This is a genomic window from Bradyrhizobium sp. BWA-3-5 (assembly GCF_032917985.1).
In the GTDB taxonomy this organism is placed as follows: domain Bacteria; phylum Pseudomonadota; class Alphaproteobacteria; order Rhizobiales; family Xanthobacteraceae; genus Bradyrhizobium.
Genome location: NZ_CP136626.1, coordinates 140,662 through 153,809 on the forward strand (window position 1 = coordinate 140,662; position 13,148 = coordinate 153,809).

The 13,148-nt window shown below is 63.6% G+C and carries 13 protein-coding genes; 10 read left to right on the forward strand and 3 right to left on the reverse strand.

Features of this window, described 5'->3' with window-relative positions:
• The first annotated feature begins 61 nt into the window (after positions 1 to 61).
• Positions 62 to 601: a translation initiation factor IF-3 gene (gene infC, locus RX331_RS00635; protein WP_317258348.1), complete on the forward strand. Its 540-nt coding sequence runs from the start codon at positions 62 to 64 to the stop codon at positions 599 to 601.
• A 201-nt stretch (positions 602 to 802) separates the two neighbouring features.
• Here infC and RX331_RS00640 read toward each other — a convergent pair whose 3' ends face one another.
• Positions 803 to 1,243: a hypothetical protein gene (locus tag RX331_RS00640; protein ID WP_317254757.1), complete on the reverse strand. Its 441-nt coding sequence runs from the start codon at positions 1,241 to 1,243 to the stop codon at positions 803 to 805.
• Between the two features lie 263 nt (positions 1,244 to 1,506).
• Between RX331_RS00640 and rpmI the strand changes: the two genes are divergently transcribed.
• The 7 genes from rpmI (at position 1,507) to RX331_RS00675 (ending at position 7,640) form a co-directional block, all read left to right on the forward strand.
• Entirely contained in the window at positions 1,507 to 1,707 is a 201-nt protein-coding gene (gene rpmI / locus RX331_RS00645) for a 50S ribosomal protein L35 (RefSeq protein WP_008539890.1), read from the forward strand.
• An 80-nt stretch (positions 1,708 to 1,787) separates the two neighbouring features.
• Positions 1,788 to 2,147, forward strand: a complete 360-nt coding sequence (rplT, locus tag RX331_RS00650; protein ID WP_171712761.1) for a 50S ribosomal protein L20 — start codon at positions 1,788 to 1,790, stop codon at positions 2,145 to 2,147.
• A gap of 190 nt (positions 2,148 to 2,337) precedes the next feature.
• Positions 2,338 to 3,420, forward strand: a complete 1,083-nt coding sequence (gene pheS / locus RX331_RS00655) for a phenylalanine--tRNA ligase subunit alpha (RefSeq protein ID WP_317254758.1) — start codon at positions 2,338 to 2,340, stop codon at positions 3,418 to 3,420.
• Positions 3,417 to 3,824, forward strand: a complete 408-nt coding sequence (locus RX331_RS00660) for an ASCH domain-containing protein (protein ID WP_317254759.1) — start codon at positions 3,417 to 3,419, stop codon at positions 3,822 to 3,824. The genes pheS and RX331_RS00660 overlap by 4 nt, the downstream gene beginning before the upstream one ends.
• Positions 3,825 to 4,039: 215 nt before the next feature.
• Positions 4,040 to 4,474 (forward strand): endonuclease domain-containing protein, encoded by a 435-nt coding sequence (locus RX331_RS00665; RefSeq protein WP_317254760.1) that lies wholly within the window; start codon positions 4,040 to 4,042, stop codon positions 4,472 to 4,474.
• Positions 4,471 to 6,879, forward strand: a complete 2,409-nt coding sequence (gene pheT / locus RX331_RS00670) for a phenylalanine--tRNA ligase subunit beta (RefSeq protein ID WP_317254761.1) — start codon at positions 4,471 to 4,473, stop codon at positions 6,877 to 6,879. Before RX331_RS00665 ends, pheT begins: the two co-directional genes overlap by 4 nt.
• Positions 6,876 to 7,640: a sulfite exporter TauE/SafE family protein gene (locus tag RX331_RS00675; RefSeq protein ID WP_317254762.1), complete on the forward strand. Its 765-nt coding sequence runs from the start codon at positions 6,876 to 6,878 to the stop codon at positions 7,638 to 7,640. Before pheT ends, RX331_RS00675 begins: the two co-directional genes overlap by 4 nt.
• Before the next feature lie 10 nt (positions 7,641 to 7,650).
• Here the strand turns inward: RX331_RS00675 and RX331_RS00680 are convergent, their stop codons facing one another.
• Positions 7,651 to 9,051: an NAD(P)/FAD-dependent oxidoreductase gene (locus RX331_RS00680; protein ID WP_317254763.1), complete on the reverse strand. Its 1,401-nt coding sequence runs from the start codon at positions 9,049 to 9,051 to the stop codon at positions 7,651 to 7,653.
• Between the two features lie 189 nt (positions 9,052 to 9,240).
• On the opposite strand from RX331_RS00680, the gene RX331_RS00685 reads away from it, so the two are divergent.
• Positions 9,241 to 10,230 (forward strand): YiiX/YebB-like N1pC/P60 family cysteine hydrolase, encoded by a 990-nt coding sequence (locus RX331_RS00685; protein WP_317254764.1) that lies wholly within the window; start codon positions 9,241 to 9,243, stop codon positions 10,228 to 10,230.
• Positions 10,231 to 10,244: 14 nt separating this feature from the next.
• Here RX331_RS00685 and RX331_RS00690 read toward each other — a convergent pair whose 3' ends face one another.
• Positions 10,245 to 12,173 (reverse strand): TonB-dependent receptor, encoded by a 1,929-nt coding sequence (locus RX331_RS00690; protein WP_317254765.1) that lies wholly within the window; start codon positions 12,171 to 12,173, stop codon positions 10,245 to 10,247.
• A 403-nt stretch (positions 12,174 to 12,576) separates the two neighbouring features.
• Between RX331_RS00690 and nikR the strand changes: the two genes are divergently transcribed.
• Positions 12,577 to 13,023 carry a nickel-responsive transcriptional regulator NikR gene (nikR, locus tag RX331_RS00695; RefSeq protein WP_317254766.1) on the forward strand — a complete coding sequence of 149 codons (447 nt, stop codon included), beginning with the start codon at positions 12,577 to 12,579 and terminating at the stop codon, positions 13,021 to 13,023.
• Positions 13,024 to 13,148: the final 125 nt, after the last annotated feature.

A 13,148-nucleotide genomic window follows, 5' to 3' on the forward strand; every position in this document is an offset into this window, starting at 1 on the left:
CTGTTATCAGCGTATTGCTTCAAACTACGCGCCTTCCTTTCACAACTTTGGAGAACTACCCATTCGCCGTCCCAACAGAGCCCCGCCCGCTGCAACCAAAGACGGGCCGCGCACCAATGATGATATCCGCAACGCGCAGATCCAGCTGATCGATCAGAACGGCACCAACCACGGAACGGTTGAGACCGTGGTCGCCATCAAGATGGCCCTCGAGGTCGGCATGGATCTCGTCGAGATTTCGCCGAACAACAATCCTCCCGTTTGCAAGATTATGGACTACGGGAAGTTCAAGTATTCGGCGCAGAAGAAAGCCGCCGAGGCGCGCAAGAAGCAGAAGATCGTCGAGATCAAGGAGATCAAGCTGCGGCCGATGATCGACGATCACGACTATGACGTGAAGATGCGGGCGATGCAGCGGTTCTTCGAGGAAGGCGACAAGGTCAAGATCACCTTGCGCTACCGCGGCCGCGAGATGGCGCATCAGGAGATCGGCACCAAGCTATTGGACAAGGTGAAGGCGGATGTCGCCGAAATCGCCAAGGTCGAGCAGGACGCCAAGTTCGAGGGACGCCAGGTCGTGATGGTGCTGGCGCCGCGTTGAGGCAGAGCGTTTGTTGAATGTGAAGCGGCTCGCCAGACGATCTGGCGGGCCGCTTTCTTTCTCACCGTTTCGTTCCCCGGCTGCTGCGCAGCGCGCCGCCCTTGCGGCGTGGTGCGCTGCTGATCCGGGGTCCATCCGGAGAGACGGGTTCCGGCTCTGCGGAGCAGCGTGACACGCTGCACCGCGTCCGGGACATGAGAATCACGTCCGCGTCGCCTGCCAGGTGCCGCTGCAGTAGTCACCCGTGATGATGCCGCGCCACGAACCCGCGCCGTAGCCGCCCACAAGCCGGCCGCCGCCGCTGGCGCGGGATGCGCCGACCGAAACCCTGACGGCAACCACACCGGCGGAACTGATCGATCCCGAAACCCTGCCGCCGCCGGCCGACGAAACCCGGCCGCCGATGACGGTAAAGGGAACGCTGAGGCCTGAACTGCAATTGCCCCGCGTGGTGGCAAAGACAACGTTCCAGATCCCGTCATAGGCGCGGAGTGTCCTGGCTCCCCTCGGCGCGGCTTCGGCGGTGACCGGGGCTGCCACGGCGACTAGCACGGCAAAAGCGGGAAGAATGGGAAGCCAGCGCGCGGTGCGAAGGCCGGGAGAAGCTCCAAAACTGGTAATCGATCGCCGAAAATGGGTCATTGTTCCTGCTCCGGACCGGATGCTTAATGACGTCAGCGATAGGTAGCGACGTCGGGTGCCGCGGTTCATCATTGCCATTTGGCGCTTCCTCTGCCATAAGCCCGACCTTCATCGCCCGGCTGATCAAGGGCTGCCGTGTCGATGTCCGGTGCAGGTCGCCTCGATCTTGAGGAAAACCTGAGCACTTTCAACGCTCTAACGAGCATTTTAGCCGACAGAAGCGCCCCTCGGGGCGCGTTTTTCTGCGGCCATAGGAGAGCCAAATGCCCAAGCTGAAGACCAAGTCAGGCGCCAAAAAGCGCTTCAAGGTGACTGCCACCGGCAAAGTGATGCACGCCCAGCGCGGCAAGCGCCACGGCATGATCAAGCGGACGAAGAAGCAGATTCGTCAGCTCCGCGGCACCCGCGTGCTGTTCAAGACCGACGGCGACAACGTCAAGAAGTACTTCTTGCCGAACGCGTAAAACCGCGCGTTTCCGCCCATCACAGCCGAGCCGCGCCCACGCGGCGTTTCCGTCACTTCATCTGATCAAGGATTTAAGTCATGTCTCGCGTCAAACGCGGTGTGACCGCCCACGCCAAGCACAAGAAAGTCTACAAGGCCGCCAAGGGTTATTACGGCCGCCGCAAGAACACGATCCGCATCGCCAAGCAGGCCGTCGAGAAGGCCGGCCAGTATGCGTTCCGTGACCGCAAGCGCAAGAAGCGCACCTTCCGCGCGCTTTGGATCCAGCGCCTGAACGCAGCCGTGCGCCCGTTCGGCATGACCTACAGCGTCTTCATCAATGGCCTGTCGAAGTCAGGCATCACGGTGGACCGCAAGGTGCTGTCGGATCTCGCCATCAACGAGCCGGCGGCGTTCCAGGCGATTGCCGAGAAGGCCAAGGCCGCGCTCGCGGCCTGATCCATTGTCGCTACGGCGTCTTGCAATCCGGTGTCATGCCCCGCCTTGTGCGTAATTGCGCACCGGGGGCGGGGCATCCAGTAACCACCGACTTACATATTGCCTCCGGGGTTACTGGAATCATCCGCTGCGGCGGGTGACACAGTCCCGTGCGGACTTGCGAGCACGCGATCTCTAAAGGTGCTCGTCCATGTCCGACCTCGCAACGCTTGAAAAATCCATCCTCGAGCAGATCGCCGGCGCCGGCGATGAAGCAGCTCTCGAAGCCGTGCGCGTCGCTGCGCTCGGCAAGAAGGGCTCGATCTCCGCGCTGCTGGCAACCCTCGGCAAGATGCCGCCGGACGAGCGGAAGACGCAGGGCGCGGCCATCAATCTGGCCAAAGACAACGTGACCCAGGCACTCGCCGCCCGGCGTGACATTCTCAAGTCCGCCGCGCTCGATGCGCGTCTCGCCTCCGAGACCATCGACGTCACGCTGCCGCTGCGCGAGGCGCCGGCCGAGCAGGGCCGCATCCATCCGCTGAGCCAGGTGTTCGAGGAGGTCAACACGATCTTCGCCGATATGGGATTTGCCATCGCCGAAGGTCCAGACATCGAGACCGACGACTATAACTTCACCAAGCTGAATTTCCCGGAAGGCCACCCGGCGCGGGAGATGCACGACACGTTTTTCTTCAACCCGAAGCAGGACGGTTCGCGCATGCTGCTGCGTACGCATACGTCACCGGTGCAGGTGCGCACGATGTTGTCGCAGAAGCCGCCGATCCGCGTGGTCTGCCCGGGCCGCACCTATCGCATCGATTCGGACGCGACCCATACGCCGCAATTCCACCAGGTCGAGGGCCTCGTCATCGACAAGGGTTCGCATCTCGGCCACCTCAAATGGATCCTGCACGAGTTCTGCAAGGCGTTCTTCGAGGTCGATCACATCAACATGCGCTTCCGGCCGTCGTTCTTCCCGTTCACCGAGCCCTCGCTCGAGGTCGACATCCAGTGTCGCCGCGACAAGGGCGAGATCCGTTTCGGCGAGGGCGAGGACTGGCTTGAGATTCTCGGCTGCGGCATGGTGCATCCGAACGTGCTGCGCGCCTGCGACATCGATCCCGACATCTACCAGGGCTTTGCCTGGGGCATGGGCCTCGACCGCATCGCGATGCTGAAATACGGCATTGCGGACTTGCGGCAATTGTTCGAGAACGACGTGCGCTGGCTCAATCACTACGGCTTCAAGCCGCTCGACGTCCCAACGCTCGCGGGGGGATTGAGCACGTGATTTCAGTCCCTGAAAAATATCAGGGTCTGCGCTCCTTCGCTTTCGGCGACGGACCGAAACTGGCTGACGAGCTGCTCGACCTCGTGATCAGGGGCCTCAAGACCGCGACCTGCTCCACCGACGACGAGCCGAATATTTCGGCGCCGGGCGAACAATGGATCGTGCTCGACGGCCGCGGCGAGCCACGCTGCGCCATCGAAACCATCGAACTCACCTATCGCCGCTTCCCCGAAGTGGATGCCGCCTTTGCTTATGACGAAGGTGAAGGCGACCGCAGTCTCGACTACTGGCGGCAGGCGCACCGCACTTATTTTGGCCGGCAAGGCAAGTTTCGCGAAGACATGATGCTGATGTGCGAACGCTTTCGTCTGGTCGAGGTGTTTGCACGGGCGGAGCCGTCATGAGCGGGCTCGAGGTTCTATCGGGCTCTGTCGGGCCCTATCGTGGCACGGCCTTCGCGGAGAGAGCCCCCTCCCTAACCCTCCCCCGCAAGCGGGAGAGGGAATGGAACGCGATCGGGGCTACCAGCTATCGTCACATGGATACGAACCATCTCTCCGCGCGACTCCCGCTTGCGGGGGAGGGCTGGGGTGGGGGTGTCTCCGCATCGGAGGTATCGATGCTAGATCCGGAACATCCCTACTGGAGCGTCTCCGACAGACTACGCAGCAATGCGCGGGCGCTCCGAAAGAACTCGACTGACGTTGAACGAATCCATTGGTTTGAGCTCCGCAACCATCGTCTGAATGGCGCCAGCTTCCGCCGCCAGGTCCCCATCAAGAACTTCATTGCAGACTTCGTCTGCCACGCCGCCAAGCTCGTGATCGAGCTCGATGGCGGGCAACATTTTTCCGACAAGGGCGAGCGAGCCGACACCGCCCGCTCGGCCGTGATCGAAGCCCTAGGCTTCAAGGTTCTTCGTTTCAGCAATCATGACGTGATGACAAACCGCGCCGGCGTTCTTGAAACAATTGCCGCTGCCGTTGCGGAGAGAGCCCCCACCCTAGCCCTCCCCCGCAAGCGGGAGAGAGGACAAGAGAAGCAAACGACATGAAATTCACGCTCTCCTGGCTGAAGGAACATCTCGACACCGACGAGCCGCTGGAAAAGCTTGCCGACAAGCTGACCATGATCGGGCTCGAGGTCGAGAGCATCGAGGACAAGGCAAAGGCGCTGGCGCCGTTTTCGATCGCGCGGGTGATTTCCGCCGAGCAGCATCCGAACGCCGACCGCCTGCGCGTCTGCATGGTCGATACCGGCGACGGCGGCGCGCCGGTGCAGGTGGTCTGCGGCGCGCCGAATGCGCGCGCCGGGCTCATCAGCGTGTTCTCACCGCCGGGCACGTTCATCCCCGGCAAGAATATCACGCTCGGCGTCGGTACCATCCGCGGGGTCGAGAGCCGCGGCATGCTGTGCTCGGCGGCCGAGCTGCAGATTTCCGAGGACCACGACGGTATCATGGAGCTGCCGGCGGACGCGCCGATCGGCAAATCCTACGCCACCTGGGCCGGCCTCGGCGATCCCGTGATCGAAATCAACCTGACGCCGAACCGGCAGGACTGCACCGGCGTGCACGGCATTGCCCGCGATCTTTCCGCCGCCGACATGGGTAAGCTCATCGATCCCGGCATCAAGCCGCTCAAGGGCGAATTCCCCTGCCCGGTCAAGGTGACGGTGGAAGACGCGACGCTCTGTCCCGGATTCGCGCTGCGGCTGGTGCGCGGCGTCAAGAACGGCCCCTCCCCGGAATGGCTGCAGAAACGGCTGACCTCGATCGGACTGCGGCCGATCAATGCGCTGGTCGACATCACCAATTTCATGACCTACGACCGCGCCCGGCCGCTCCACGTGTTCGATGCGAAGAAGGTGACCGGTAATCTCACCGTGCGCCGCGCGAAGAATGGCGAGACCCTGCTGGCGCTCGACGGCCGCACCTACACGCTCGATCCCTCGATCTGCGTGATCGCGGACGAGCATGGCGTCGAATCGCTCGCCGGCATCATGGGCGGCGAGACCTCGGGCTGCGACGAGAACACGACCGACGTGCTGATCGAATCGGCGCTGTGGAACGAGATCAACATTGCGCAGACCGGGCGCAAGCTCGGCATCAATTCGGATGCGCGCTACCGCTTCGAGCGCGGCGTCGATCCGGCTTTCATGGTGCCAGGGCTGGAGCTTGCGACCAAGATGGTGATCGAGTTTTGCGGCGGTTCGCCGTCGGAGACCGTCGTCGTCGGCAACGCCTTCGGCGAAGACCGCATCATCGATTTCCCGCTGACCGAGGTGAAGCGCCTCGCCGGCATCGAGGTGCCGCTGGTCGAGATGCGGCGCATCCTCGGGCATCTGGGCTTCATGGTCGCCGGCAACGGGCCGGTGGTGAAGGTTGCCGTTCCCTCCTGGCGTACCGACGTGCACGGCAAGGCCGACATCGTCGAGGAGATCGTCCGCATCGTCGGCGTCGATAAGGTGCCGATGACGCCGTTCGAGCGCGGCGACGACGCCCGCAAGCCGGTGTTGACCGCGATGCAGAACCGCACCCGCCGCGCCAAGCGCGCGCTGGCGGCGCGCGGCATGGTCGAGGCCGTGACCTGGTCGTTCATTTCCAAACCGCATGCCGAACTGTTCGGCGGTGGTCAGGCCGAGCTGGCGCTCGCCAACCCGATCGCCTCCGATCTCTCCGATATGCGGCCGAGCCTCCTGCCCGGCCTCGTCGCCGCAGCGCAGGCCAACGCCAACCGCGGCTTCGCCGATGTCGCGCTGTTCGAGGTCGGCCAGGTCTTCAAAGGCGACAAGCCGGAGAACCAGTTCATTGCCGCCGCGGGCGTGCGCCACGGGTTTGCGTCTTCGAAGGGCGTGGGCCGGCACTGGTCCAGCACTGCCATGACGGATGCGCTCGACGCCAAGGCCGATGCGTTTGCGGTGCTCGCTGCCGCCGGCGCGCCGATGCAGGCGCTGCAGATCGTGGCGGGTGGTGCGAGCTGGCTGCATCCGGGACGCTCCGGCACCATCCAGATCGGCCCGCAGAATGTGCTGGGATATTTCGGCGAATTGCATCCCCGCGCGCTGGAAGCACTCGGTGCTGATGGCCCGTTGATGGCCTTCGAGGTGATCCTCGATCGCGTTCCCGATGCCAAGAAGAAGCCGACCCGAGCCAAGCCGCTGCTCGAACTCTCCGCATTCCAGCCGGTGTCGCGCGATTTCGCCTTCATCGTCGATCGCAGCGTCAAGGCCGGCGATATCGTCCGCGCGGCGCAAGCTGTCGACAAGAAGCTGATCACGGATGTCTCCGTGTTCGACGTCTATGAGGGCAAGGGCATCGATCCCGACAAGAAGTCGGTCGCGATCGCCGTGACGATGCAGCCGCGCGAGAAGACCCTGACGGACCAGGAAATCGACGCGGTTGCGGCGAAGATCGTGGCCGAGGTGACGAAGAAAACCGGCGGCAGCTTGCGGGGATGAGTCAGCTCATTCCCGCTGACGTCAGCCTTAACGCAGCGATTGCGATTTGCACGGTCGCCTTCATCTCCGGAACGGCGCGGGGTTTTTCCGGCTTTGGCTCCGCGCTGATCTTCATGCCGCTGGCGAGCAGCATGGCCGCCCCCCGTCTGGTCGCCGCGCTGCTGTTGATCATCGATTTCGTTGCCGCCGCGCCGCTCTTGCCAAATGCGTGGCAGAAGGCCGATCGCAAGGCAACCGCGATCATCGTAACCGGCGCGCTGATCGGCGTGCCGATCGGGACCTACTTGCTCAGCCGCCTCGAGCCGGTGACGACCCGCTGGATCATTTCCGGTTTCGTGTTCGCGCTGCTGCTGCTTCTGCTCTCCGGCTGGCGCTACCGCGGCAAGGACCACGCGTCGATTGCGGTCGGCATTGGCGGATTGTCCGGCTTTTGCAGCGGCCTCGCCCAGACCGGCGGGCCGCCGATCGTCGGCTATTGGCTCGGCCGGCCGATTCCATCTGTCATTGCCCGCGCCAATATCGTGCTGTTCTTCGGCGCATCCGATTTCTTCTCCGCCGTCAGCTATGCCGCGACCGGGCTGATCACGCTGGATGCCATCAAGTTCGCGCTCGTGGTCGGTCCGGTCTACGCCTGCGGCGTCTGGTTCGGCGTTTCGCTATTCGGCAAGGCCAGCGAAACCGTGTTCCGCGCGATCTGCTATGCGCTGATCGCCGCAGCGGTGATCTTTGGACTGCCGGCGCTGGATGGCGTGCTGCGCTGACGGCGCGCCGTCAATTGATCGGGGATCCCGCCCCGCGCCGGCGCTGTTTCGTCGGCCGCGGCTCCGGCTCCGGATCCTTCAGCGCGCCGATCCGCCGCAGCGCGGCTTCCGCCGCGCGCTCGCCGCTCTCCCAGGCGCCGTCGATCGTTCCCCACAGCGTTTCATGGGTGGCTTCGCCGGCGAGATAGATGCAGCCAAACGGCTCGCTCAAGACCTTTCGCGAAGCCTGCCCGCCGGGGCCCGCCGCCGACATCGCTCCGAGCGCGAACGGCGCGGCGTTCCAGCGCGTCGCGGTCGACTTCTTCACCGCCGCGGCCGCCTCGCTGCCGAACAGTTTGGTCAGCCATTCCACCGCGAACGCCACCATGGCTTTCTCGCCCTGCGCGGAGAGATCGCGGCCGAATGAACCGCCGACATCGATCGTGCAAAGCGACGAGCCGCCCATATTGGCGAAGATCGAACCGGTCTTCGTTGAATCGCTCTTCTCGATGATGACGTCGTCGCGCGAAAGCCCCAGCGGATTGCCCGGCATCTGCAGCGCGATCCGGTCATAGCTGCCGAGGCTGAGCTTCGAAGCGGCGTCGAGTGTTTTCTTCGGAATATCGGGCGCGAACTTGATGTTACCGGCCGTCAATACGTTAGTCGACACCGTGATGACGGCGGCGCGCGCGGCGATCCGTCCCGCCGGCGTTTCCACGCTAACATCGCGGTTGCTCCAGACGATGCGTCCCGCCGGCGTCGATAGCGACAGCGGCAGTTGCTCGCCGAGCTTTGCGATCAGCGTGCCGAGCCCGGCGCGGCAGCCGATCGCGGTGTTGCGGTCCTGCGCGCGCAACTTGTCGCCGACCGAGAGGTCCTTCAAATCCTTGCCGGCAAAACCCGCTCCGAGCACGAACTCCGCGGTGCCGGTCCAGTCACCGAGATCCTTGGGCAGCACCGAGGCGCAGGAGACGTCAAAGCGTCGCGCGGCTTCGTCGATGGCGCGGTTGGCCCGCACCACGGCCGCCAGGAATTCCTCGGTTTCGCCGGCGCGGGCGTTGCGGCGGCCGATCCGGATCTTCTGGCCCGCGGGCGCGGTCGTGATCTCGAGGCCCGCTGCGCGCGCCAGCTTGATCATGGGATTGGTCTCGGGATTGTGCATCCAGCGCGCGCCACGGTCGAACGGCACGTCGAAGGTCGAGCTATCGGTCTGGCAACGGCCGCCGATCCGGTTTGCCGCTTCGACCACGATCACCTTGCGGTTCGCCGCCATGATACGCCGCGCCGCAGCAATACCGGCGGCGCCTGCTCCGATGACGACAATATCGGCTTCCCGCGGCAAGGGCGCCGCTCCCGCCCGCTGCCCGTAAAAAGCCGGAGTCATCGCCAAGCCTGCGGACGCCGACAGGAAGGTGCGGCGGGTCAATGTCATGTCATGGTTTCCGAGGCCTGAAGAAGCCGAGAACAGCTTGCGAACTGTGCCGTATCTCACGGCGACCGGCAACACTCATGGTAAATCAATCATCGTTGATCCCCTTGCCGCATGAACTAAATTGAAACGGCTTGCGACCATGATAAGGAAACAAAAAAAGCGGAGGAAAAGCCGCTTCGGGGGAGTTTCATGGGCGTGATGCTCGACACCATCGGCCAGTTGATTGCCGGCTACCTGCAAAAGGAAGTGCCGGGCTACGAGCCGTTTACGCCCAGCGATCCCGAGCACCTGCGCGGCGTGATCGCCGCCGGCGACGTCCTGCTGGTCGAGGGCAACAATCGCATTTCCGGCATCATCAAATATCTCACGCAATCCACCTGGTCGCACGCCGCGCTTTATGTCGGCCCGATCGACGGCGCCAGCGAGGCGGATGGCGAACCGCATGTGCTGATCGAGGCCAATATCGGCGAAGGCGTCACCTCGGCGCCGCTGTCCAAATATTACCCCTATCACACCCGCCTCTGCCGCCCGATCGGCCTGTCCTACGAGGACCGCACCACGGTGTGCCGCTACGCCATCAACCGCATCGGCTTCGGCTACGACACCAAGAATATCGTCGATTTGATGCGCTATCTCATTCCATTGCCGGTGCCGCAGCGCTGGCGCCGGCGCATGATCGCGTTCGGCTCGGGCGATCCCACCAAGATGATCTGCTCGGCCCTGATCGCGCAGGCGTTCGACGCCGTGCGCTATCCGATTCTGCCCAAGATCACCCGCGCCGCCTCGCGCAAGGCGAGGCGCGAAATCCTGCATATCCGCGATTCCTCGCTCTACATGCCGCGCGATTTCGACATCTCGCCCTATTTCGAAATCGTCAAACCCACCATCGTGCACGGCTTCGACTACACGGCCCTGCACTGGGCCGACAAGCAGAAGCCGCTCGCGGAGGTAGCGGGCGAATTCGGTGTGTTTCCAGAGGTCAAGTCGCCGCCGCTTGTTCCTGAAGAGATTGACCAAGAAGCGCCGCTTCCAGCTGAGGAAGTGAGCGAGGAGGTGACCATCGAGGCCACGATGATCGAGCGCGTCACCGTGTCGGAACACTATCTCGCGGTCGAGTACGTCGCCGTGCGCCCGCCGGATCGCCGGATGAACCCGCGCACGCCGGAGCGGGTGGCGTAGTTGCCAATGCGCTCCTAAAACTTCCCGGCCAGCGTCAATCTCACCGCTATCGGCTCTGCCGGATGCACATGGCGGTCCGCGACGCCGCCGATCGGCTCGCCCGGCAATCGCGACAGATAGTAATATTCGATCTGGTTGGTCTTCGCGTTGAGGAGATTCAGCACGTCGAGCTGCAGCTTCAGCCCGTTGTCGAACCTATAACCCGCCCGCGCATTGAAGATCAGCGACGCCTGCGAACGAACGCTATCGTCCTCTACAAGCGGACGCGGACCGAAGTAACGTCCACGCAGCGCGCCGAACCAGCCAGTCTCACCACCAAACGTCACGCCGCCCGCCGCCACCCAGGCCGGCGCGCCCGGGATGAAGTTGCCCGCGGCATCGAAATCGGTGAAGTGGGCCTTGGTATAGGCGAGATCGAGATCGAGCCGCAGCCACGGCACCACCTTGTACTGGTTGGTCCATTCAACGCCGACGCGGCGGCTCGGACGGCTCGCCTCGGTGGTGCCGGCATCGCCGACGAACAGCAATTCGGAATCGAAATCGAGCACGAACACGGCTAGAGAGCTGGTGAGACTTTCGATCGCCTTGGAGCGCACGCCGATCTCGGCGCCCTTTGAGCGGACCAATAGGGGCACGCGGTCCTGCGGCGTCACCTTGTCGATGGGATCGATGGTGATCGTCGCGCCTCTGATGTCGTTGGAATGAAGACCGTAGCCGGCGTTGCCATAAAACTCGGTGTTGTACCACGGGCCGAGTACGATGCCGGCCTTGGGGCTCGCAATCGACGCCTGCGCATTTCCAGAGTTTTGCGGCGTGTCGCTGATGACCCTTCCAGCAAAATAATCCTCGCGGATGCCGATCGTGGTGCGCAGCCAGTCGGTCCAACGCGCCGTCGTGTCGGCCCACAGGCCGACATTGCCCTCGCGCACGCTGTCTTCGCGAACGGTCGACAGCGTCTCGCGCTGGAGGGTCTTGAACAGACCGACACGGATATCGTCACCACGCGTCTGCAAACCGATCCGGGTCTGCGTCTCGATACCGCCCACCCGCATGTCGACGGCATGGCTGGCGTTGAGGCCGTAGACCGTGCGCCGGTCCAGCTGGCTGAACTGGTCGCCATTGACGGGATCGTCGAGAAAATAAGTAAAGTTGTTGTAGAGCCGCAGTGACGAGTTGATCACATGGGCGTTGACCTTGCTCTGCCCGTATTCGCTCGACCCCGCCCAGTTGCCCGACAGCGAAAACCGGTTTGAGACGCCGCCGTCGGTTGGATCGAGCGTACCGAACCGGCTGATCAGACCGTGGTCGATCGCACGCTGCGCCACCTGGTCGGTTGAATTCCAGCCGTTGGAATAGGCCATCGCCGACAGCGTGACCCCATCCGTCGCGGTGCCCTGGCTGTAGCGCAGCACGCCGTTGAGCTTGCGCCCATTGTCAGGCACGTCCCACGGACCATTATATCCAACACCCTCGAAGGCGGCGAGCAAAGTGCCCGCGCCGACCGTGGTTGAGCCGGCCGCCAGCGCGCGGCGATAGCCAAAGCTGCCGAACGTCAGCTCGGCGATGTTCTTTGGCAGTCTGTTGACGTAGTCGATCGCCACCGATCCGGCCGAGCCGAAATCGCCGACGTCGGCGAAATACGGCCCCTTCCGCACATTTACCAACTGGATCAACTCCGGAATCGTGAAATTGATGTCGGCATAGCCCTGCCCGTGGCCATGAGTCGGCATGTTAACCGGCATGCCATCGACGCTGATGGCGAGATCCGTGCCGTGGTCGAGATTGAAGCCGCGCAGAAAATACTGGTTGGCTTTGCCCTCGCCGGAATGCTGGGTGACGATCAATCCTGGCACCACCTCCAGCGCCTCGCCGGGGCGCGCGAAGGGCTGGGCGTTCACGTCCGCGCCACTGATGGTCGTGGCGCTCGCGGCAGTCGGCTGCATGTAAGCCGGCCCCGCGGTCGCGGAGCCCGCTGTCACACCGCTGCTCACCTGCGGCGGAACTGGCGCGCTTGGTTGAACCGCGGATCGGTTCCGCGCAGTCCGCTCACGGCGCGGCGGCTTGGGCCTGTTGCGGGGTCGCGTTTCAGGGGGACTTACGGTTACGGCAGGAAGCTGGCTCGAGCCAGCGACGACATCGCTCTGCGCGTCGGCCGGCCCCATCACCAACAACGATGCGGCAGCCGAAAATGCTCCCCAGGTAACCCGGCGCAATGCTCATGCCCCGCATGATAACTGCTACAATCAGCGCGCGATCCATGAATTCAAGGTAACGCAGCACCCTTCACCCTAACAACCACAGTATGATGTTACAATAAAAATATCATACTGCTTCTCACGGAATTCCATGCAACGGATCACCATCACCATCGAAGACGATCTGCTCACCGAGATCGATGCGGCGGCGGAGGCGCGCGGCTATCAGAACCGCTCCGAGATCATCCGCGATCTCGCCCGCGCCGGGCTGCAACAGAGCGCCGCGGACGCCGTGCCCTCGGGGCAATGCGTCGCCGCGCTGGTCTATGTCTACGACCACGCCGCGCGCGACCTCTCGAAACGGTTGGTACAGAGTTTCCATGGCCATCACGATCTGTCGCTCGCCACGCTGCATGTGCATCTCGACGACGACAGCTGCATGGAAGTGACGGCGCTGAAGGGTGCGAGCAGTGAGGTCCGGCATCTCGCCGAACACGTCATCGCCGAACGCGGCGTCCGCTACGGCCGCGTCGTGATCATCCCGACGGGATCGGACAAGAAGACCAAGGCGCGCAAGCCCGGCCATCGCCACGACTAAGGATACCCGCGTCTCGGCCGCGAGGGTCGTATCCCTCATCCTGAGGAGCCGCGCAGCGGCGTCTCGAAGGGTGAAGGCCCATCTGTGGCCTCATGGTTCGAGACGCGGTTCGCGCTCCTCATCAT